Here is an 18,676-nt window from a genome sequence, read left to right on the forward strand (position 1 = left end):
TTTTGGTTCAAGGTTGATGGGTTTTTTGTTGCCTGGAATTCGGGACCTTTCTAATCAGCTACTTACGAGCAACCTTTAAGCCAGATGGCGACAAAATGGCGGCAGCGGTTTCGCCATGGCAGCAACAGGTATAAAAAAACCCGCCAACGGCGGGTCAGACTCAATAAGCAAATTGTTCCTGCATACCTTTTGGATGAGGTGGTGCCGCGCTGATTTTTTGCGGGCGGCATACTGATCGCACAAAAGTCTCATGCGTCACGAAGGTATGCCCGCATTCGATGTTAGTGCACTGGTTGTAGCGTTCTTTGGTTTCGTTGGAAACCTGGAAGCTGCTTCGGGTATGTGCCGCCTGTCCGCACATAGGACAATTCATCATAATAATCAGCCCTCATTATTAACCAGTTCGCAATAATGATACATCATTGTTCGCAATTTGGAACTAATCATTCCATTGCGAACTCATCTATTTTCACCTCAAATTCAATGCTGGTTGTGAAACCACTGTCAGCACTGACCGTATGCGTGAGTGTGGTGATTGTCCATTCTGCTTCATCTATGGGCTGCTTAAAGCCGCTCACCTTCACGGGCATTTCCGTGTAGAGATCGGCCCGCCCTTCCGCAAGCTGGAGAGAGAAAGACGCAACACCACGCTGCAGACGCTCCCATTGCATTTTGGCGGCCCGTTCAGCGTTGGCCCGTTTGGCATAGGTCCGGTTGAGTACCAGCACGTTTTCATCCGTGCCGACCAGATAATCCCCCTGCTTTGCCTCCGGCTCCTTTGCAGTCACAGTTTTCTTGCGTCGCTTAACACTTGTGGTTTCCTTCTTAGCTGGTTCCCGCGTATGCAGCCAGCTGGCAATCACGCCCGTATAGGCTCCACGATCTGCGAGGCTGAAACGGTGACTGTCCCCGGCCTTGCGAGTGATGGTGATTACCGGCAGTGGCTTTCCGCTGGCAGTTCTGCCCTGCCCTTGGCGGATAAACAGCAGATGCCCGTCTTTCACTGAGGCAATGGCCCCAAACTGCCGCGCCAGCTTCATCAGGAAACTCGCGTCGCTCTCATTGGTCTGGTCCAGATGATCCAGTGGCTTATCGGTCAGGTCCTTGCCCAGGGCCATGGTCAGGTTGTGCCGGGTGGCAATCTCTTTCACCACGTCGCCCACCGTCGTCTGATGCCAGGACTTCTCCCGCCGGGTGTTCAGGGTTTCCCGAAAGTCGGCACTGCGGGCGCGAATAGTCAGCTTATCCGGTGCGCCAGCGTGCTCAATCTCATCCACCGTGAAACTGCCCTTTGGGAAAAGTGGCTGGCCTTTCCAGCCCAGCGCCAGGGTGATAACCGCCCCACGTCGGGGCAGCACAATCTGACCGTCTGCATCGTCCATTTCCAGATCGAGCTGGTCAGCGTCGAAACCTCTATTGTCCGTCAGCGTCAGACTCATCAGGCGCTTATCCAGCACCTCCGTCACGTTCTTGCCCTCAATAACAATGCTGAAAGCGGGCGTTTTGCTGTTGAGGTCCAGCAGATCAGAGCTGATATTCATTGCAGCAGTCCTCCGACAGTGCTGGTGATGTTACCGATAGCTGATGCGGCAGAGTCCTGCAGGTTGCTCAACTGGTCGCTTAGGCTGCCGAACATATCGGACAGGGACTCATCCGCCCGTTTGAGAGTCAGTGAAAACTCAATCCGGCGCGCCTCACCTCCGGCGAAAAACTCCGTTTTGGTCTGGCTCAGGCTCTCGATCACAAACATGCCATAGATCGTGCCGCTGCCCTCAATCAGGGGCCACGACTTGCCCAGCTCCGCCATCTGCTCCAGCGCCAGCAGGGACAGCCTGCCACCCGTGATTTCAGGCAGCAGGACGCCGGAAAGAGTGAGCGAATCATTGTCCGGCCCAAGAAACTGCGTGGACGGACGACGGCTAACCCGGCTGTTTGTGGCGTGTCGCCAGCTGCGCTGATACTGCAGCTCCTGATAAGGCACGGTACGCAGCTGAAAAACATATAAACCCAGCACCATCATCATGATTCATATCCCCCTTGGTCGCTGTAGCTACTGCGGGCTTTCGCCCTGGCGCGACGCTCCCGTTCGTCCAGTTGCCTTGCCACCTCGCGGGCAATGTCCTGCGCGCTTTGGCCCGGCTGGGCGACAATATGAATGGGTGCGTTGATTTCGTAGCGCACAGCAGGCGGCTGGCTGGCGGTTTTCTCCTGCGGTGCGCGATAAGTTGCCGCGGGCAGGCTCATTGGATGGAGCGGCGCAGCATCTGCAGGCACTGCAGCGGTGCCCATCATTCCGGCAACCACTGATGCCAGCGCTGCTGTGCGCGTGCGGCTGGTCACATTCGCCGGACCGTTAACAATCTCCGGCCCATTCTCCCCGACAATGCCAAACTGACCGCGTGGGATCGCGCCGCCGCTGTCATACATCCCGGCAAAGGGAACCACTGCGGCAGCTGCGCCGCCGACCACCTGCACCAGCGTTTTGCCCGCGGCTTTATTATTTCCGGTCATCCAGTCCGGCAGATAATCGGTCACAGAGGACAGCTTGCTTTTGAGCGTTTCCCACTTCGCATTGATGCCGTTCAGAATGCTGTCAATGATGGCGCTCCCCACCTCCTGGAACTTTGCCGGGAGCGCGGCGACGTCTGCCAGAATGGCGGCCCATTTATCACTGATGGTCTGCCGAACGCTGGTCCATGCCTCAGAGACTCCGGCCTTAATGGCCTCCCAGTTTTTGGCAATCAGGCCCGGCAGGGTGTAATTGAAAAACAGGGATTTGATACCTTCCCAGGCACTGCTGGCAGCCTGTTTAATCCATTCCCATGCAGCAGTGGTGGCAGCGCAAACCGCATCCCACATGGCTTTGAACTTCGGCCCCAGCGTGTCCCAGTTCTGCCAGATAAGGATGGCGCCCATGGCAATCAGGCCGATCACCGCCAGGATAGGGTTTGCCATCATCAGACGGCCCAGCCACATAACCCCTTTGCCCACGCCACCGATGGCTTTAGTGATCAGACCAAACGCACTGCCGCCCTTAATACCCAGGATGGAAAACTGCAGGCGCATCAGCGCCAGCGGTCCAAGCACGGCAGCGATTGCCAGCATCACAGTGCCCAGCACTACCGCAATAGACGCCAGCGCAGCCACTACTTTCAGCAGTCCGCCTGCCAGCTTCGGGTTTTCCTCCACCCATCGGCGGAAAGAGTCAGTGACCTGCTTCGCTGTGTTCATGATTGCCATCAGTGGCTCACGCAGCGTTTCGCCCAGGCTGCTAAACGTGTTTTGCGCGCCTGTTTTGACCAGCAACCACTGCGCAGACAGGGAATCCTTGTTGATGTCGGACTCTTTCTGCATGGAGCCGTTGGCGTCACTGCCGGAAGTAAGCTTGAGCTGGCGCTGCAGCTCCGGCAGGTTGTTTGCCAGCTTCGCCGCATCATCACCAAACTCCTTGCCAAAAATCAGCGTCATCGCGCCCAGTCGCTTGTCTTTCGGCAGGTTGTTGACCTTCTCCAGCACGCGCTGAATAGTGCCCATTGCATCCTGGGTCATCTCTTTTTCAATCTGCGCTGGATTCAGTTTCAGCAAATCCATACCTGCAAAAAAGCTTTTACTCTGCATGGTGGCAATGGACAGCTCACGCACCATGGCATTTGCCGCACTGGCGGCAACTTCCGGCGCAGCACCGAGAGAGAGGAACGTGGAGCCGAGCGCTGCCGCCTTGCGGTAATCCAGGCGATCTGCCACACCACCCATGCGTTGCAGGACGTCGATAATATCGCCGCCCTTTGACATGGCGTTATCGTCTAGGTAGTTCAGCGCGTCGCCCAGTTGCTCGATGTTGCGGGTCGGGACTTTATAGAGCTGGGCAATTTTCCCCAGGCTTTCGGAAAGCTCATCCGCCGGGAATTCAAACGCCGTGGAGGCTTTCGCCGCCGTGGCAGCAAACGCCAGCAGGTCACGTTTCTGGTCAGCCCAGGAGTCATTGGGGTTTGCCACATTCATGCGCGCGCCGCCCTCGACCAGCGCGGCAAAGTCCACCGCCCCGTTTTCCATCGGCAGCTGCTCGCTGGCGGCTTTGATGGCGTCCTGCATTTCATAGAACCGGGCGGTGCGGTTGCCGTTATCATCACGCAGGCCATTAACCTGTTTCGCCACCCCTTTCATGGCATCTTCCATGCTGGCGTAGCTTTTCACCGCAGCCATTACCGGCGCGCCCATGCCTACCCCTGCGGCGGTTGTCGTCGCCCCGGCCCCGGCAATCCGATCACGAACCTCCAGACGGCGGGAATAATCAGAGCGTGCCGCGTGCATCCTCGCCTGCTGCTCACCCAGTCGTTTCAGGGATTGCTGCTGTTTGTCCAGTGCCTGCCGGGTTTCGTCCGCGTTCTGCCGCAGTTCCCGCTGTGCGCTGCTGAGTTTTTTGGTGTCGATTCCGGATTCTTTGAGGGCCTGCCGTTGACGCTGCACGGACTGACGCAGCCCGTTGTATTTGGTCTGTAGATCATTAACGCGGGTTTTGGCCTGCTCAAGCAGTCGGGCCTGCTGGGCAGTAGGTCGGTTGGTGGCGGCAAACTGCGTGGCGAGTTTCGCCGCTTCTTCGCGGGCGGCTTTGAGATTAATTCCGGTCACTGCCAGCTGTGAGCTGGCCTTACGAAAGCCCTCAATTCGCCCGGCCTGGGCATCCAGTTCTTTAAGCTGGACTTTGCTTTGCTGCACCGCAGCTGCCAGCGTTTTAGTGCTGGCCTGGGCGCTTTTGAAAGGGCGGGTGAGTTTATCAACCGCATTCAGTACCACCTGCAGGCGCAGGTTATTATCACTCATCGCTGGCCCCGCTTCTCAGGATCGCTTTATGCCGCCACTCCAGCACCTCTGTCAGCGGCATAACGTCAGTGACGGACGGCGGCCAGTGAAAAATGGTGGCAATGTCAGCCACCAGGTCATCAACCGTCAGGCTGTCGGCAAATCGGCAAGCACCGATTTCTTCAACAAAAAAGTGACCACCTCCACGGACATGGCGGTGAGGTCCGCCGGGTCCAGCTCTGCCATTTCCTGCGGGGTCAGCGTCGGGCTGGAAATGCGCGGAATGATGGTCATCATTGCGCTCACGTCCATGTCCATAATGGCCTGCAGGCGGGTGCCACGCAGTGCACCGGATTGCGGCTTGCGCAGCACCACCTCTTTGATTTCGCTTTTACCACGCAGGATTGGCGTATCAAGTACCACGGTTTTTTCGTTTACTTTGTCGCTCATGTTCTTGTCCTTACATCGGGAAACAGGGCGCGGAAGCCCGCGCCGTTATGGGTTATCAGAGGCCGATGGCGTGGCGGTGCGCTTCCATCAGGTCTACGCCGTCCACGATTTCGACCATGTTGATCGTATCGACCTCATAGAGCACTTCACCGTTAATGGTCAGTTTGGCGTAGCTGTTGGTGCTGCTGACTTTGGTGCTGTTGCTCTCTCCGGTTTTCAGCTCGCCGGAGTCGATTTCTTTGTGACGTCCGCGCACTACCAGCTCCACGGCCTGCACTTCCCCGGTGTCATCGCGCTGGATGGACGCAGTAAAGCGCAGTTGCACGCCGTCGGCGGTGGTTTTGGCGAGCTGCTTGAAGATCAGCGACTCCATCCCGCCAATGGAAAATTCCGTGTCCAGTGCGCCGTCATCCAGCCCCATGTCCACATCCACCGCGCCAGCCATGCCGCCGCCGCGATACTTCTCAAACTTGCGGGTAAATTTCGGCAGGGTCAGGGACTCAACGATCCCCTGCCAGTTGTTCCCGTCGTTGAACAGGTTCAGGTGTTTTAACTTACGAGGTAAAGCCATGGTGCCCCCTTATGCGCTGACCTGGCTGGCAAAGTTCATCAGGTACTGGTCAGTGATGCGCTGGCGTAGCAGCAGATTTTCCAGTGGTGGCACTGGCGTGTAGTCGTAATCGATCAGCAGCTTCCCGGCCTTGAGCGTGTCCTTGTCGTTCACAGCCTCATCCAGCCAGCAGTCACCGCCGATGAGGTAGCCCTGGCTCACCAGACTGCGCATTTTGGCGCGGATACCTTCGATAATGTCGCGGGCCAGCGACGGGTTAAGCGGCTTGTCCACTGCCCACATGTGCGCCTCTGCCATGATGTCAGCCAGCACCTGCGCCGTGCGGGTGTAACTTTCAAACTGGAACAGGGGATCGTCACTGAGGCTGCGGGAACCCCAGAAACGGAAGCCATCTTTGCGGATCAGCGTGTTGACGTCGTTCTGGTTCAGCAGCCCCGCATCCGTTGCCGGGTCCTGCAGATCCCAGAACACATCCGCAGACAGTCCGGTGACACCGTTCACGCCGACGTTGGACAGGGTTTTGTGCCACCCGGTCTGCTCGTCGATTTTGGCGCGCAGGCCCAGGGCGCGGGCCGTGGCAAACGCCGTTGCATCCGCCTGCAGCACGGTGTCAAAGTTGATGAAGTCAGGCCAGATCAGCATCCCCTCGCGCTGGCTGAAGTTCTCACGGTAGGTGATCGCCTCTTCCACGGTTTTGCAGCCGTAGGCGGAGAGGTACGCGAACCCGCGCAGACTCTGCGCCACACCCAGCAGCTCCGTCGCCACAGCCTGGTTGTCATGGCCCGGCACACCGAGGATGCGTGGCTTAACGCCCAACTGCGACTGCGCAGACAACAGCGCCTTGATGCCCGTTTTTTTACCGTCAGACGTCACGCCGCCGATGATGTTGGTGGTGGTTTCCGCTTCGGTTTCGCCCTGCTCCACGCGGACAACCACGGTGACAGGTTTGACCTGGTCGGCAATCGCATCCAGCGAACGGGCCAGCGTGCCGGACTCGCCCGCTTTGCCGCTGGCGGTCAGCACATCAGTCAGTAAGACAGGTTTATTGAGGGGGAACACTGACGGATCGGCGTCATCCCCGGTGCAGACCATTCCCACAATAGCGGTGCTCACCGTGGTAATGGTGCGGGTGCCCTCGTTGATTTCCTCAACGCGCACCCCGTGGTGGTAATCCTGAGCCATATAACGAATCTCCTGTAGAAGAGTTTCGTCATGATTCCTTTGTATGGAGTGAAAATCATCGAGACCATATTGTCTCAGTTATGATACAAAGTAATCGTTGAGGGATTAGCGATACGATGAGAGTAAACAATGGTTTTTAGTGAGATTACTGTTCTGTCATGTCAAATAGTTGCGTCTTTACTGATGGGGTGTGATTATTTCATGCCTTCCGCATGGAGGGCTAAGATCAATCAAATTCTTTTTGGATACTTCGCCCGATTAAGGGATAATGTTGATAGAGATATTTCACAGAAATTCAAAGAAACTTTTGCGCAGTTAAAAATAATATTTTTCTGTTTATGCCTGATAGCAATCTCCTATGCAATATACAACTTTAGAGTTTTTTTATATGAAATCTTAACTCCTATTCCGTATTTATGCCTCGCACTCATTTCACTTTTACTTTCAGCTCTGGCTCTCAATGTTCTCATTGGACATGCTGTAAAATTACTCGTCGCATTAGGTGTCGGGGGGCTATTTTTCAGAAGCATTTCTGTCTTTTTACTAAAAACGGAAAAAGGTCCACTTGCCGGAACTGGATTTCTCATGTTACTTATCTCATTCATCATGCGTTACTCGAATATCACTCACACTTGAACATTACGAATTAGAGCGATAAATACCGTAGCGCACTTCTTGGCTTTATGTGGGGGATGGCACAATGGACGGGCAGAAAAATCCCCGCACGTGGCGGGGAGATATTAAGCGGCTGGCGCTTCGGGCCAGGTAATTGCGGGAGAGGCGCTGGTATCCACGCGCGTCAGCAATACGCGGTATTTTCGCCAGGCATCAAAGCGGGCTTTTTCGTCGTCCGTCGCCATATCAAGATCAACCGCATCCTGTAGAGGGGCGATTTGCTCACTGGCGATATTGATCAGCGCAGCTTTGGTGGCGTTTGCTTCGGCTACTGCTGCCGCCTTTTGTGCCACTTCATCCGTCACCCAGCGCTCACCGTTCCATTTATCATAAGGCGTAGCGGGTTCGTAAAGCGTGGTATTTGCAGGGTAATCACCCGGTGCAGTGACTTGCAGGGGTTCACCTGTTTTGGTGCTCCAGACGGTTTCACCACGATGATCCACCAGATATTCCCACCCGGTCAGCTCGCTGTTCCGGCAGACCACACACCCACTCTTTGCTTTCAGCGGCTTATCTGTGCAGGCATTGGCTGGAATACCGACGCCTACAGGTAAAAACTCCGTTGACTGCGTTAAATATTCTCGCGAATTGCCATCGTAGTTAAACACGACTATCACCCCTGCCACGATGGCGAAGCCATTTTCTAATATTGCGGTCTGCATTATGCGGCCCTCACGATGTAGTTAAATGCGATGTTGCGCGGACGCGAAGAATAACGACGTGAACCAGTGGTTTCTGCTCCTTTACCAAATCGGAGGAAACCCTCTTGAGAGTCGGACCATGAATCAGCGTCAACAACATACATTTTTCCGACTGAAGATGACCCTTGCCCTGCATCACCAAGATATTCATGTACCAGTGTCGGCGACTGATAAGATCCCACCGCTCGCCCGCTATCAATTCCTCTTCCGTCATCCCATCCCCGGAGAAACTCACCGCGTAAATCCGGCAATTTCATTCCCGGATAAGCCACTGCCAGCTTTGGATACTGCACGGCGGTAAATGCCGCCCCATTGCACTTGAGCCATCCGGCAGGCGCTGCTGCAAGAGGCCAGGGTACCGGCACACCTACAGGTAAGGCAGAACCGGCCCCCAGGCCGAGGTTATTAAGGAATGCCGCAACATCGGCAATATCAGCACCGTTGGCAGATTTATCCATTTTCCCCGCCAGCGCATTTGTCATGGTGGTGGCAAAGTTCGGATCATTACCCAATGCTGCCGCCAGTTCATTCAGCGTATCAAGCGCAGCAGGTGATGAGCCAACCAGCGCAGCGAGTGCCGTTTTCACGAATGCCGTGGTAGCTACCTGCGTATTATTTACAGTCTGCGCCGCTGTCGGGGCCGTTGGCGTTCCGGTCAGAGCCGGACTTGCCAGGGGCGCTTTCAGAGCCAGCGCATTGTTAAGCACTGTCACCACCGCCTGCACAAAGGCAGTGCTGGCAATCTGCGTTGTATTGGTTCCGGCAGCAGCTGTGGGCGCTTTGGGCGTGCCTGTCAGCGTCGGGCTTTCTTTCGGCGCGTACTGCGTATGCGGATCGGCGGCAGCGATATGCTTCGCCATCTGGTCATCCACGTACACCTTTAACTCCAGCACCTTGTCATCCACATACTTGCGAGTTGCCAGCACCACCGCCGGGTCAATCTTCAGGGTGATGTTATCGGTGCTACTGGTGATCAGCACCATACGCACGGTCTGCGTGCGCCCGCTGCCTTCAGCCAGCTGCGGCTTGTAACTCTCCGGACAGTTGCCGACGGCGATCAGCGCGCCTGTCTCATCAAACAGGCCAACCTCACGAATCCACCAACCCCCCTCTGTTTCAGGAATAACCTGTTCCGCAATAATCTGGCTGCTATTCTGCGGGTCGATGTACAGCATATTGAGATCGGCGCGGCGCTTTTCAGCAACCAGCGCCGTCTGCTGTGCGCTGGGTGTTGGCAACACGCCGCCGCCATCACCCACCGCCATTTTAGTAATTTTCAGCGGCACACCGAGCGCGGCGGCGCTTGCCAGTTTCGCCGCGCCGATCTCCGTCAGCAGGGTATAAAATTTTGCGCTCATGGGTTCACTCTCATCGTGTCAATAACATGGACCGCACCGCCTGTATAAGCCGGGCCGCTGGAAGTAATGGTGTCGTTGATATACGGGTAAATGGTGATTTCTTCCCCGATATAGGTTCCCGCCCCCACCCAATACGGGCCGCTGGTTTGCAGGTTGATGGACATGCCGATCAGGTGACGGCTGCATGGCTTCGCATCACCGATCAGGCGCTCCAGCTCCAGATAGGTTTCCTCTGTGATGCCCTGGTCCTGCACGCCAATGTCCAGGCGGAACGTGCCGGGGGCCTCGTTGGTCTGCCACCACTCCAGAATGCGGATCAGGAAACCGAACGGCTCCACCACGCGCCGCACGGCGCTGGTTGTGCCCTTGTGCTGATGGATGTAGAAAGCATCCTGCACCACCCGGCGCTTAACGCTTTCCGCCCAGCTTTCGTCCCAGCGGTCCACCGAAAACGCCCAGGCCAGATACGGCAGAAAACTGACCGGGCACGTCGCCGGGTTCCACAGGTCACGCAGTGGCACCTGCAGATCGGAAATACCGCTGCAGCTTTCCGCCAGGCGGCGCTCCAGTGCGGATGAACCCGGCGGCAACAGACTATTCATCCGTACCCCCGTTGGTCACACTCCAGGTGGAACAGGAGGCGGCCTGGGTTTTATCCAGCACCACATCATCCAGCGGCGATGCCAACTCAACCCGCTGCACACCTTCAACATGCAGGGCGGCATAAATGGCGCTCAGACGAATATCACGCCCCAGCCGCGTCTGGCTGGCGATGTATTTCTGCAGACTAGCCTTGGCCTCTGCCATTACCGGCTCGGCCTCCGGCCCCGGATAAATAAAGATCGTGGCGTCCACGCTGTACGGGATAATCTCAGCGCTGCGCACCGTCAGACGGTCAGCCACCGGGCGCACGCTCTCACTGTTGAGCGCCTTATCAACCACCGCCAGCAGGTCAGCACCTGCGGTGCCGTCACCCTCACGACTGAGGACAGTAAGCACCACCTCCGCCGGGGCCGGGCTGGTTGCGCTGGCATCCGCCACGCGCCCGTCCGCGCTTTTAGCGTGAAACTCGTAGGCCGCCGTCGGCCCGGTGACGGACAGCCCTTCAAAGGCTCCGGGGATGCGCGGGCGCAACTCTTCGTCAGACTCGTACACCGCCGGGACGGGAGGCACGGCGTTATCATCGGCAGGCGTCACAATCAGGCGTTTCACGTTGTAGTTGGCGGCGAGCTGGTCAAGATCGGTATTACCGGAGTAAGCCACCATGACCGCCAGAGCCGCCTCATTAATACGCTGTAACAGGAGAATTTCCCGGTAGGTATTTTCCTGCAGCTGTTTAGTGATTGGCTCCGACTCCAGCGCCAGCGTGCGCCGCACGACGTCCTGCTGGTCCACGGCATAAAGCGCCACAAAGGACGCTTTGCGCTCTGCCAGCAGAGTTTCAAAGTCCGGCACTTTGACAATCTGTGGCGGCGGGAGTTGGGAAAGGTCAATTGCTGCCACTTTGTGCTCCTGTTGCAACGGAAAGAGAAACTGGCGAGCCATCAGTGCGCCGCCCGGTCAGGTCCACGACCATCGAGCCGTCAAAGCCTGAACTGATCGTGATAGCATCGAGAGTAAGCCGTGGCTCCCAGCGCATCAGCGCCACATAAACGGCACTCATCATCTGCAGGCGCAGCGCCGGGTTTTGTGGCTGGTCAATCAGCGCCGACAGCAGCGAACCATACTCCCGGCGGGCAATGCGGCTACCCTGCGGCGTGATCAGAATGTCTTTCACGGACTGATTGAGGTGCTCAGTGTCGGTAATGGCCTTGCCCGTGGCGCTGTTCATGCCGTAATACATCGTCATACCGGGCCTCCCGATGTGTCGCCGCCGGACTTCACTTTGTTGTGCGCGTGGTCATCCACCACGATCCCGTTTGAATCCATCGGCCCGCCACTCTGGTTAACGGCACCGTTAATCACCACGTTACTGTTGATGCGGGTGGTGTCGGCTTCCACAACGAAGTTTTCAGTTTTGAAAGTGACGTTATCTGTAGCCTCGATCACCATGGATTTAATGCCCCGGACGTACCAGCGCCCGGTTTCAGGCTCGTACTCAAACCAGCCACCGTCCGGGTATTCCGTCACGCTGCCGTCCTCAGATTTGGATGGCGGCGGAAACTGGTTTGAGTAGACGGCAGGCAGGGCAAAGGCGGTTTCCAGATTGCCGCCCAGGCTGAACAGCACAACCTGCTCCCCTACAGACGGTTTCCACCAGGTGCGGGAGTTACCCGCGCGTAGCGTCAGCCAATTAATCCAGTTGGTTTCAAGGTTGCCCGTCTTCACCCGGCACAGCCAGTTGTCCCGGTCCACTTCAGTTACAGTTCCGGTGCGGATCAGGTTGGTGATAAGGCGCATGATTTCGGTGAGTTGTGCGTTCATGTCTGTATATTGACATTAATAAGTCTTAGAATGTGAACATACTCAATTGTGTCACTTACAATACAAAGATTACGGTAGACAATGAAAAATTTTCAATTAAGCCCAACCTTGCAACCTGAGACAAAACTCTGGCGCTATATGTCTTTAGACAAATTCATTGATATTTTAGCTAGTGAGGAATTATATTTCACACCACTTAGCCACTATAGTAGAAGTGACCCTTACGAGGGACTATTGCCCCGTATAATATTAGATGCATTCTCTCATGTCATAAGAGATAACTTTGAGGAACTAGCAAGTAAAATACAGCCATTTCTTGATGTTCTTGAAGATGATAAAAGCGGAATCACGATTTCAGATGAGGACAACGCTAACATTCAGAATCTTAAAAATATGATGAGCGAGCACTTCACAAAAATTGAGGAAGGGTACTTTACAGTAATGAACTCTGTTACCGTTAATTGTTGGCATCAAAATGATTTTGAATCTGAAGGTATGTGGAGACTTTACTCCGATGACAACAAAGGCATTGCAATTCAAACATCAGTTCAAAGTCTAATAGATGCCATATCATGTGATGAACACATCGCAATTAACGAAGTCAAATACATAGACTACCTTGATGATAACCTCACAATTAGTGACTGTATAACAAATGGGCGGACCGTACCTTACCTCAAAAGAATTTCATTTGCGCATGAGAAGGAGGTTCGCCTATCAATCACCCCTAAAATCACCCCTGAAAATATAGAAAAACACACTCCAAAGGGAATTAGAGTTAAAGTATCACCTTCCAAGTTAATAGAGAAAATATACATATCCCCATACGTGTCCCAGCCCTATCCAAGTGCTGTATCAGCATTAGTCAATCAGTACAAAATAGAAGAGCACAAGCTAATAAACTCAAACTTACTAACAGTGGACAGCAAGCTGTTAAAGATATTTTAGCCAATGCCAGTTTCACTCAACAACATCAAAAGCAGACAATCACTTATATGTGCTATCGTATGATTGTTAAAGCCTAACAACCGCCGCTCTGCATAACGCACCTCCGGCCCCCGACGGCTTACACGATCACGTAAGCCGTAATGGTGAACCCTAGCAATACGCTGCACCTGCCCGGCAAATTCAACGCTGGCAGAATCGGCACTGGCGGCGGTTTTCAGGTATTTCGTGGTGCGAAGTTTGGCGAACATCTGCCGCTTAATGCGGCCTTTCTTTGTCCTGGCAGTTACCCGGCGCGGCTCGTAGCCCGTGCCATCAGGATTGCGCTGCAGGCGGATGTTGTTCTGCTGGTTTCGCCGCAGCTGCTGCGCTAGTTCCCGCATCATGCGCTTGCGCGCCGCAGGTTCCAGATTTGCCAGTAATGCCGTCAGCCAGGCATCCATTTTCTGCAGTTCATCCACGGCTCACCGTCCACATTTCTTCCGGCACATCCGGCTCAGGCTCCGCCTTAACGGTAGAGGTCCCGCCCTCCGAACTCACCAGAATGCGTTCTGTCAGTTGCAGGTCCAGACTGATGTCGCAAATGTCATTGCGCAAAATATCCACCTCAAAAGAAAACAGCTTTTCACGCAGCGCCGGGTTATTGATAGCATCCGGCTGATTCTCCATCAGCCACAGCAGCACCGGGGCCATCAGCAGATTCTGGTCGCCGCTGAAATCCTCAATCACCACATTCAGGGTGTAACGGTATTCCCACGACATGGACATCGCACCAGTAGCCACCAGGGAACCGTTGTCCACGAACAGATGCAACTTGTCGGGATTATCGCGCACATACGGCACTGCGTTATTCAGGGCGCTGCGTAAGGATTGCGGCTTGTTCACTGTTTCGCTCCTGACACGCAACTATCGTGTCGACTTTGTCAGCACAGGCCGCCCAAGCGGCCTCTGTTTCATCCAGCGCCGCATTCAGATCACCGTTACTGCGCGGCGCTGACCTTTCCAGGCGGCACTGCGTCACTCTGGGACAGCCATTCACGGTAAGCTGCACCTCCGGCAAGGGCAGGACGTTCGCGCAGCCTGATAATGTCAGCAGGCAAAGGAGCATCAGCCCAGCTGCGTAAATCCTCGTTTTCACGTTTCAGTTCCTCGATCCGGCGCTGGCGGCTTCGCAGCATTGCGATGGTCTGTTCCGCTGCCGCATAAAGCCGCGTCTGCTCCCGGCTGTTGGTTTCGGTCAGAATGTACAGACCGATCAACTGACTGTTTTTCTTCGTCAGTTCCTGCGCTTTACTTTTCAGCTCCGCGCCCTGCGTCTCAATGATGTGACTGGCATTGTTAAGCCGCCACGACTGCCAGCCCAGCGCAACAAGAACCAGCACCAGCCCTACCACAAGTGCGCGCGTCACGCTCCAGTACCTTTCAGACACCAGGCCATTTCCCGCGCGCGGCGGTTCTCCAGACCTTTATTTTTCACACCGTTAACGTAAATCCAGCGCGGTAGCTGGTTGCATGCCTGCCACCACTGCTGGCGATTGATATATGACACCATGGTTGACCTGCAGATCGCGCCGGTCCCCACATTGAAACCAATACTCACCAGCGCATCGTAGACATGCTGCGGGGGCTTAACCGTCAGACAGGCATCCAGCCTTTTTTCAGTCAGCAACACATTGTTTATTAACCCCTGCGCCGCCTGCCGTTCCGTGATAGTTTTCCCCGGTACCACCCCGGATGTATTGCCAATTCCGTCGGTCCAGACACCTGCGCTGCACTGATACGGCTGCAGACGACACCCCTCGTAATCGGCAATCAGTTTCAGCCCTTCAACGGAGGTTTTTAGCGACTGAAAACCGGGCAGCGTGGCGGCGATAGCCAGCACAGCCCCGACAAGGCAGCGCTTAACGATTGAAGGATTCATATTCCCCCCGTGAAATTTTGCCATCGCGCAGCAACCTGAAAGACTGGTGTTTGTAGTACCAGTTGATAGCCAGCATCAGCACACCAATCAACACGCCGCCAACCGTTGATGCATCCTTGAGCGACAGATCGCCCAGCCATGCCAGCAGTACGGCGATGCAGTAAGTAATAAAGGCGCTGATTCGTTCAAGCGTCATAATTCAGTCCCATAGCTGGACGGTCTGCGCCTTGGTTGACGCCGTAATGTCCGGCAGTTCCACCTGCAGCCCGTGCGGTAAAAATGGGCCGTACTCTGCCAGCCCCGGATTTGCCTGCAGAACCTGCTCCGTGACACCCTGCGTGCGCCCGTAATGACGCCAGCAAAGCGCGTCCACCGTGTCATACTGGTGTGCACGCACTTTCATCAGATAAGCTCCACCGTACAGTGCGGTGCATCCTGCACCCGGCTGATAGCCCAGCGGGCATCGCGCCACAAATCACCGCTGGCCTCCGCCAGTTCTTCCCCTCGCTTCACGCCGGACGCCGTGGCGTCATAATCCTGATAACGCTCATTGAGCACGGAGCGCGCCCAGCAAAAGACGGCGTTGTGGTAGTGCCGGATACGCTCGCTTTTGCCGTCCAGCATGTCCGCCGGAACCTCAGCCAGTGCCCGATAACCCTGCATCTGCTGGCGGTTGCGGAAGTCGTACAGCTCAGCGTTAACCTCAGAAATCGCCGTCAGCAGCACCTGCTTTAAACGCGGCTGCGTCACCGTGCCGTCAGTGCGCATCACACTGCGAAATTCCGACAGGTCCACATCAGGCCAGAACGGCGTATTTTTGATGACCTCCGCCTGTTCCGGTACCTGTTCGGGCGCAACAAACTTCATGCGGCTTTCTCCTGAAATAAGTGGGCGGTGGACGGAATTTTGATGTGGCAGTGCCTTTCGCCATCCCGTGCCGCCCGTGCGCGGGGCACGTTCGTTAGCGGCTGTCATTGCGCAGTCTGCGCTCCAGCTGCTGCTTTTCTTTTTTCACACCGCAGCGGGGATCAAGCTGCAGCGCATGGGTAAGGTGATTCAGGGCAGACGCCGGGTTGCTTTCGCTCAGTACAGCGCCGATGGCTTTATGCAGGCGCGCCCGCGACTGGTCCGGCATATCCAGATCGGTTGTCAGGTCCAGCGTCTGCAGAAGCAGATCGGCATCAAAACCGGCAGCGGCTAGCAGAGCGCTTTGCGCCGCATCTGCCATTTCTTCTGCCAGCACGGTCTGCACGTTACGGTTGCCCAGCGGCATCACCCAGCCATGGCGCAGCGCATGACGCCCGATTTCGAGCGCACCGGCATAATCACCGGCGTCGATACGCCACAGCATCACGTACATCAGCACGTCATCCTGCTGCGCACCTCCGGCAGCCAGCACGCCCTCCGCCCAGGCGGAATATTTCGGCAGCAGCTCCACCTTGATTTCCGCCTTTTTCACCGTGGACTGGACACCCTTGAGGCGGCGGCGGTCTTCTGCCAGTTGCAGCAGCATCAGGTCATACCCCGACGCATGGCGAACACTGCCGCCCTCACGGGCGGCCTGTTCGGCCTGAATGCGCAGGCGGTGCTGCCGTGCGGGACTCAGGCTCATGCATTACTCCCCGTTTCCTGTTTCTGCTGCAGGCGGGGTGAAATCACCGATTTCGATGTTTTCCACCAGTGCCGCGCAACGGTAGTCCTCGACCACATACGCCTCGTTGACGGATTCAAAGTTTTCAATCCGGTCACGTTTCGGGTTGTCGATAACAGAACGGCGGCGGGTGTCTTCCTGCCAGTAGATGGACAGGTTATCCAGACGGGTGATCAGCAGGGCATTCGCCGGGAAGAAAGGCGCGCGCACAGCCTGCAGGCCACCCATGCGTTTCTGGCTGATGATCAGATCGGCGGCGATTTTCTCGCTGTTGTCCTGCTCTTTGTTGACCAGCGGGAAATACTTGTCAGACAGCAGTTCACGTCCGCAGACAACAACCAGCTCGTCATCATCCTGATACTCCACATCGATCAACTCGTTGACGGTATCCATCACCACCGCGTCAAGATTTACATACTTACCACCCGGACCTACTTTTACCGGTTCTGCAGTAGTGATGCCGTCTTCTGCGGTTTTGCTGCCCATGACGTGATCCGGCGCGTCTTCGCGGATTTTCTGCAGCCAGCCTTTATTGACGTCCTGCAGCAGCGGGTTTTCAGCACGGTTGGAGGTTTTGGCGCGCTTCACGCCGTTAAAGCCGATCATGATGCGGTCCAGCGCCTGACGCTTGACGATGGCGTTGCGAATACGCACCTGGAAGTCCTGGAATTTCGCCCACATGTCCAGTTTTGCGTAGGTCAGCACCGTATCAAAATTGGTCTGCTCACATTTGTATTCCACGTTTTCCATCAGCGTCGGATCGGTAGGCTCGCGCTCTTTGGTGGTGGTATCGGTGGTTCCGGCAATGGTGCTGCCAACGCCCAGCCCCAGCAACTGACCGGACTGCTCAGTGACCGGCGTGATGTTAATCAGCGTCAGGAAAGCGGCGGACTGCTGGATCTGGTCTTCCAGCGTCTGCTGCACGGACGGCTCCACGGTAAACTTGCTGGACAGTTCTTCAACCTCCACACCGTTCAGGCGCGCCAGTTGCTGCAGGTAAGCGTTAAAGGCAAAGCGGGTTTTCTTTTTCATCGGGTTTTATGCTCCATCAGCAATTGGTCAGGGTGCCTGCCGGTGCGTCACCGCCCGGCGCGCGCTGGCGGTAATCCTTGCGGCTGTCTTCACGGCTCAGTTGCTGCTGTAACTCGGCAAAGGCGGTCTGTTGTTCCCGCAGGGAGTACTCCAGTTCAGAAAGGCGCTTGTCCTGTTCGGACAAGGATTTATCGGTGCGTTCGCTCAGGTTCTGCTGCTCAGTGGCGACCAGCTCCACGGCTTTATGCACGTCGGAGAAACGCGCCTCATCGGTCTGCTCTTTTTTGGTGAACAGCGCGGTGACGCGGGCAAACAGGGACGGTTTATCGTCGCGGGTTTCTTCCAGTTCGATCAGCGTTTCTTCGGCGGCAGTAAATAGGTTTTCAGGGTTCTGCTTGCGGTTCGCCAGCGGGTTATGTGTGGCACTGGCGCTGAAGGTCAGCATTTCAGTGCCGAGGCTCGCCGGATCGTCAGTCGCCGCCAGTCCCACAAGATAGGCTTTACCGGTGTCGGCAAACTTCGGGCTGACCTCCATGGAGGTAAACAGCTTCTGGCCTTTTTTCACCAGTGCCACCAGGGAGTCCGTCGGTTCAACATCGGCGTAAAGTGCCATCTTGCCCGCCAGCGGACCGTCCTGGATTTCCTCTGCAACCAGCGCCGTCACTTTGCCGTAACGGTTGAAGGCACTGTCCGGGGAATAAGACTTGATGTGCTCCAGGTTAATCAACGCGGTGTAGACCGTCGGGTTGTAGCTGGCAGCCATCTGTTCCAGCCATTCACGCTGGATTTCGCGCCCGTCGGTGGTGGCACCTTCCACCCCGATACGGAAACGCTTTGCTTTCACTGTCATGAGCCGTGCTCCGTTAGAAAACTTACTGGAGCCTTATGTTTGCGGCGATGGGGGGAGTGAGACAACGCACTGTATTTGTACGGTAAACCACACAAACCGCAGCCGGGGAAAGCCGC

The 18,676-nt window shown here is 55.9% G+C and carries 27 protein-coding genes; 2 read left to right on the forward strand and 25 right to left on the reverse strand.

Translation table 11 applies throughout. From position 1 onward, the window contains the following. Window positions 1–160: 160 nt before the first annotated feature. The 8 genes from E4Z61_RS09465 to E4Z61_RS09500 all read right to left on the reverse strand — a co-directional run bounded on the left by E4Z61_RS09465 (window position 161) and on the right by E4Z61_RS09500 (window position 7,003). Complete coding sequence (locus E4Z61_RS09465; RefSeq protein ID WP_058842448.1) at window positions 161–376, reverse strand: ogr/Delta-like zinc finger family protein; 216 nt, start codon at window positions 374–376, stop codon at window positions 161–163. 67 nt (window positions 377–443) lie between these two features. Next, a complete protein-coding gene (locus E4Z61_RS09470) occupies window positions 444–1,541 on the reverse strand; it encodes a phage late control D family protein (RefSeq protein WP_135322545.1) in 1,098 nt (365 codons plus the stop codon). After that, entirely contained in the window at window positions 1,538–2,023 is a 486-nt protein-coding gene (locus E4Z61_RS09475) for a phage tail protein (protein ID WP_115614539.1), read from the reverse strand. Before E4Z61_RS09475 ends, E4Z61_RS09470 begins: the two co-directional genes overlap by 4 nt. Then, window positions 2,020–4,821: a phage tail tape measure protein gene (locus tag E4Z61_RS09480; RefSeq protein WP_135322546.1), complete on the reverse strand. Its 2,802-nt coding sequence runs from the start codon at window positions 4,819–4,821 to the stop codon at window positions 2,020–2,022. The genes E4Z61_RS09475 and E4Z61_RS09480 overlap by 4 nt, the downstream gene beginning before the upstream one ends. After that, window positions 4,814–4,933 (reverse strand): GpE family phage tail protein, encoded by a 120-nt coding sequence (locus E4Z61_RS09485; protein WP_032680256.1) that lies wholly within the window; start codon window positions 4,931–4,933, stop codon window positions 4,814–4,816. Before E4Z61_RS09485 ends, E4Z61_RS09480 begins: the two co-directional genes overlap by 8 nt. A 14-nt stretch (window positions 4,934–4,947) precedes the next feature. Next, window positions 4,948–5,250 (reverse strand): phage tail assembly protein, encoded by a 303-nt coding sequence (locus E4Z61_RS09490; protein ID WP_032680255.1) that lies wholly within the window; start codon window positions 5,248–5,250, stop codon window positions 4,948–4,950. A gap of 55 nt (window positions 5,251–5,305) precedes the next feature. After that, window positions 5,306–5,821, reverse strand: a complete 516-nt coding sequence (locus E4Z61_RS09495) for a phage major tail tube protein (RefSeq protein WP_115614536.1) — start codon at window positions 5,819–5,821, stop codon at window positions 5,306–5,308. A 9-nt stretch (window positions 5,822–5,830) separates the two neighbouring features. Further along, complete coding sequence (locus tag E4Z61_RS09500) at window positions 5,831–7,003, reverse strand: phage tail sheath protein (protein WP_135322547.1); 1,173 nt, start codon at window positions 7,001–7,003, stop codon at window positions 5,831–5,833. A 129-nt stretch (window positions 7,004–7,132) separates the two neighbouring features. Here E4Z61_RS09500 and E4Z61_RS09505 point away from each other — a divergent pair, with 129 nt between their 5' ends. Then, window positions 7,133–7,639 carry a hypothetical protein gene (locus E4Z61_RS09505; protein ID WP_135322548.1) on the forward strand — a complete coding sequence of 169 codons (507 nt, stop codon included), beginning with the start codon at window positions 7,133–7,135 and terminating at the stop codon, window positions 7,637–7,639. A 104-nt stretch (window positions 7,640–7,743) separates the two neighbouring features. Here E4Z61_RS09505 and E4Z61_RS09510 read toward each other — a convergent pair whose 3' ends face one another. Genes E4Z61_RS09510 through E4Z61_RS09535 form a run of 6 tightly spaced genes read right to left on the reverse strand, consistent with a single transcriptional unit; the run spans window position 7,744 to window position 12,161 of the window. Continuing rightward, window positions 7,744–8,340: a tail fiber assembly protein gene (locus tag E4Z61_RS09510; protein ID WP_135322549.1), complete on the reverse strand. Its 597-nt coding sequence runs from the start codon at window positions 8,338–8,340 to the stop codon at window positions 7,744–7,746. Beyond that, window positions 8,340–9,737 carry a phage tail protein gene (locus E4Z61_RS09515; RefSeq protein WP_135322550.1) on the reverse strand — a complete coding sequence of 466 codons (1,398 nt, stop codon included), beginning with the start codon at window positions 9,735–9,737 and terminating at the stop codon, window positions 8,340–8,342. The genes E4Z61_RS09510 and E4Z61_RS09515 overlap by 1 nt, the downstream gene beginning before the upstream one ends. Beyond that, on the reverse strand, window positions 9,734–10,339 hold the full coding sequence (locus E4Z61_RS09520; RefSeq protein WP_135322551.1) for a phage tail protein I: 606 nt from the start codon (window positions 10,337–10,339) through the stop codon (window positions 9,734–9,736). Before E4Z61_RS09520 ends, E4Z61_RS09515 begins: the two co-directional genes overlap by 4 nt. Continuing rightward, the gene (locus E4Z61_RS09525; RefSeq protein WP_135322552.1) at window positions 10,332–11,240 is read right to left on the reverse strand and encodes a baseplate assembly protein; all 909 of its coding nucleotides are present in this window, start codon (window positions 11,238–11,240) and stop codon (window positions 10,332–10,334) included. Before E4Z61_RS09525 ends, E4Z61_RS09520 begins: the two co-directional genes overlap by 8 nt. Beyond that, on the reverse strand, window positions 11,227–11,586 hold the full coding sequence (locus E4Z61_RS09530) for a GPW/gp25 family protein (protein ID WP_135322553.1): 360 nt from the start codon (window positions 11,584–11,586) through the stop codon (window positions 11,227–11,229). The genes E4Z61_RS09525 and E4Z61_RS09530 overlap by 14 nt, the downstream gene beginning before the upstream one ends. After that, on the reverse strand, window positions 11,583–12,161 hold the full coding sequence (locus E4Z61_RS09535) for a phage baseplate assembly protein V (RefSeq protein WP_135322554.1): 579 nt from the start codon (window positions 12,159–12,161) through the stop codon (window positions 11,583–11,585). Before E4Z61_RS09535 ends, E4Z61_RS09530 begins: the two co-directional genes overlap by 4 nt. A 138-nt stretch (window positions 12,162–12,299) precedes the next feature. Between E4Z61_RS09535 and E4Z61_RS09540 the strand changes: the two genes are divergently transcribed. Then, window positions 12,300–13,109, forward strand: coding sequence for a DUF2971 domain-containing protein (locus E4Z61_RS09540; RefSeq protein WP_167817541.1), 810 nt, complete (start codon window positions 12,300–12,302; stop codon window positions 13,107–13,109). On the opposite strand, the gene E4Z61_RS09545 is transcribed toward E4Z61_RS09540, so the two are convergent. The 11 genes from E4Z61_RS09545 to E4Z61_RS09595 all read right to left on the reverse strand — a co-directional run bounded on the left by E4Z61_RS09545 (window position 13,106) and on the right by E4Z61_RS09595 (window position 18,560). Continuing rightward, window positions 13,106–13,567 carry a phage virion morphogenesis protein gene (locus E4Z61_RS09545; protein WP_135322556.1) on the reverse strand — a complete coding sequence of 154 codons (462 nt, stop codon included), beginning with the start codon at window positions 13,565–13,567 and terminating at the stop codon, window positions 13,106–13,108. The two genes, E4Z61_RS09540 and E4Z61_RS09545, sit on opposite strands and share 4 nt — an antisense overlap. Next, window positions 13,560–13,991: a phage tail protein gene (locus E4Z61_RS09550; protein ID WP_135322557.1), complete on the reverse strand. Its 432-nt coding sequence runs from the start codon at window positions 13,989–13,991 to the stop codon at window positions 13,560–13,562. The genes E4Z61_RS09545 and E4Z61_RS09550 overlap by 8 nt, the downstream gene beginning before the upstream one ends. Beyond that, window positions 13,954–14,202, reverse strand: coding sequence for an Rz1-like lysis system protein LysC (gene lysC, locus E4Z61_RS24125; RefSeq protein ID WP_240703880.1), 249 nt, complete (start codon window positions 14,200–14,202; stop codon window positions 13,954–13,956). Before lysC ends, E4Z61_RS09550 begins: the two co-directional genes overlap by 38 nt. Next, window positions 14,087–14,515: an Rz-like lysis system protein LysB gene (gene lysB, locus E4Z61_RS09560; protein ID WP_135322559.1), complete on the reverse strand. Its 429-nt coding sequence runs from the start codon at window positions 14,513–14,515 to the stop codon at window positions 14,087–14,089. Before lysB ends, lysC begins: the two co-directional genes overlap by 116 nt. Then, window positions 14,512–15,027 (reverse strand): lysozyme, encoded by a 516-nt coding sequence (locus tag E4Z61_RS09565; RefSeq protein WP_135322560.1) that lies wholly within the window; start codon window positions 15,025–15,027, stop codon window positions 14,512–14,514. The genes lysB and E4Z61_RS09565 overlap by 4 nt, the downstream gene beginning before the upstream one ends. Then, on the reverse strand, window positions 15,008–15,223 hold the full coding sequence (locus tag E4Z61_RS09570; RefSeq protein ID WP_001397650.1) for an HP1 family phage holin: 216 nt from the start codon (window positions 15,221–15,223) through the stop codon (window positions 15,008–15,010). Before E4Z61_RS09570 ends, E4Z61_RS09565 begins: the two co-directional genes overlap by 20 nt. Before the next feature lie 3 nt (window positions 15,224–15,226). Next, window positions 15,227–15,430 (reverse strand): tail protein X, encoded by a 204-nt coding sequence (locus tag E4Z61_RS09575; protein ID WP_135322561.1) that lies wholly within the window; start codon window positions 15,428–15,430, stop codon window positions 15,227–15,229. Continuing rightward, window positions 15,430–15,894 (reverse strand): head completion/stabilization protein, encoded by a 465-nt coding sequence (locus E4Z61_RS09580; RefSeq protein ID WP_135322562.1) that lies wholly within the window; start codon window positions 15,892–15,894, stop codon window positions 15,430–15,432. Before E4Z61_RS09580 ends, E4Z61_RS09575 begins: the two co-directional genes overlap by 1 nt. A gap of 94 nt (window positions 15,895–15,988) precedes the next feature. Beyond that, entirely contained in the window at window positions 15,989–16,639 is a 651-nt protein-coding gene (gene gpM, locus E4Z61_RS09585; protein WP_024552863.1) for a phage terminase small subunit, read from the reverse strand. A 3-nt stretch (window positions 16,640–16,642) separates the two neighbouring features. Next, window positions 16,643–17,710 (reverse strand): phage major capsid protein, P2 family, encoded by a 1,068-nt coding sequence (locus E4Z61_RS09590; RefSeq protein ID WP_135322563.1) that lies wholly within the window; start codon window positions 17,708–17,710, stop codon window positions 16,643–16,645. A 16-nt stretch (window positions 17,711–17,726) separates the two neighbouring features. Next, entirely contained in the window at window positions 17,727–18,560 is an 834-nt protein-coding gene (locus E4Z61_RS09595; RefSeq protein WP_135322564.1) for a GPO family capsid scaffolding protein, read from the reverse strand. Window positions 18,561–18,676: the final 116 nt, after the last annotated feature.

It is taken from the genome of Citrobacter tructae, assembly GCF_004684345.1.
Classification (GTDB): Bacteria; Pseudomonadota; Gammaproteobacteria; order Enterobacterales; family Enterobacteriaceae; genus Citrobacter; species Citrobacter tructae.

Coding starts and splice junctions, on each gene's coding strand:
- E4Z61_RS09510 (WP_135322549.1), bottom strand. CDS start 8,340: ATGCAGACCGCAATATTAGAAAATGGCTTCGCCATCGTGGCAGGGGTG.
- E4Z61_RS09470 (WP_135322545.1), bottom strand. CDS start 1,541: ATGAATATCAGCTCTGATCTGCTGGACCTCAACAGCAAAACGCCCGCT.
- E4Z61_RS09595 (WP_135322564.1), bottom strand. CDS start 18,560: ATGACAGTGAAAGCAAAGCGTTTCCGTATCGGGGTGGAAGGTGCCACC.
- E4Z61_RS09530 (WP_135322553.1), bottom strand. CDS start 11,586: ATGACGATGTATTACGGCATGAACAGCGCCACGGGCAAGGCCATTACC.
- E4Z61_RS09590 (WP_135322563.1), bottom strand. CDS start 17,710: ATGAAAAAGAAAACCCGCTTTGCCTTTAACGCTTACCTGCAGCAACTG.
- E4Z61_RS09575 (WP_135322561.1), bottom strand. CDS start 15,430: ATGAAAGTGCGTGCACACCAGTATGACACGGTGGACGCGCTTTGCTGG.
- E4Z61_RS09520 (WP_135322551.1), bottom strand. CDS start 10,339: ATGAATAGTCTGTTGCCGCCGGGTTCATCCGCACTGGAGCGCCGCCTG.
- E4Z61_RS09490 (WP_032680255.1), bottom strand. CDS start 5,250: ATGAGCGACAAAGTAAACGAAAAAACCGTGGTACTTGATACGCCAATC.
- E4Z61_RS09540 (WP_167817541.1), top strand. CDS start 12,300: ATGTCTTTAGACAAATTCATTGATATTTTAGCTAGTGAGGAATTATAT.
- E4Z61_RS09535 (WP_135322554.1), bottom strand. CDS start 12,161: ATGAACGCACAACTCACCGAAATCATGCGCCTTATCACCAACCTGATC.
- E4Z61_RS09570 (WP_001397650.1), bottom strand. CDS start 15,223: ATGACGCTTGAACGAATCAGCGCCTTTATTACTTACTGCATCGCCGTA.
- E4Z61_RS09495 (WP_115614536.1), bottom strand. CDS start 5,821: ATGGCTTTACCTCGTAAGTTAAAACACCTGAACCTGTTCAACGACGGG.
- E4Z61_RS09565 (WP_135322560.1), bottom strand. CDS start 15,027: ATGAATCCTTCAATCGTTAAGCGCTGCCTTGTCGGGGCTGTGCTGGCT.
- E4Z61_RS09475 (WP_115614539.1), bottom strand. CDS start 2,023: ATGATGATGGTGCTGGGTTTATATGTTTTTCAGCTGCGTACCGTGCCT.
- E4Z61_RS09505 (WP_135322548.1), top strand. CDS start 7,133: ATGGTTTTTAGTGAGATTACTGTTCTGTCATGTCAAATAGTTGCGTCT.
- E4Z61_RS09465 (WP_058842448.1), bottom strand. CDS start 376: ATGATGAATTGTCCTATGTGCGGACAGGCGGCACATACCCGAAGCAGC.
- E4Z61_RS09480 (WP_135322546.1), bottom strand. CDS start 4,821: ATGAGTGATAATAACCTGCGCCTGCAGGTGGTACTGAATGCGGTTGAT.
- E4Z61_RS09580 (WP_135322562.1), bottom strand. CDS start 15,894: ATGAAGTTTGTTGCGCCCGAACAGGTACCGGAACAGGCGGAGGTCATC.
- E4Z61_RS09500 (WP_135322547.1), bottom strand. CDS start 7,003: ATGGCTCAGGATTACCACCACGGGGTGCGCGTTGAGGAAATCAACGAG.
- E4Z61_RS09515 (WP_135322550.1), bottom strand. CDS start 9,737: ATGAGCGCAAAATTTTATACCCTGCTGACGGAGATCGGCGCGGCGAAA.
- gpM (WP_024552863.1), bottom strand. CDS start 16,639: ATGAGCCTGAGTCCCGCACGGCAGCACCGCCTGCGCATTCAGGCCGAA.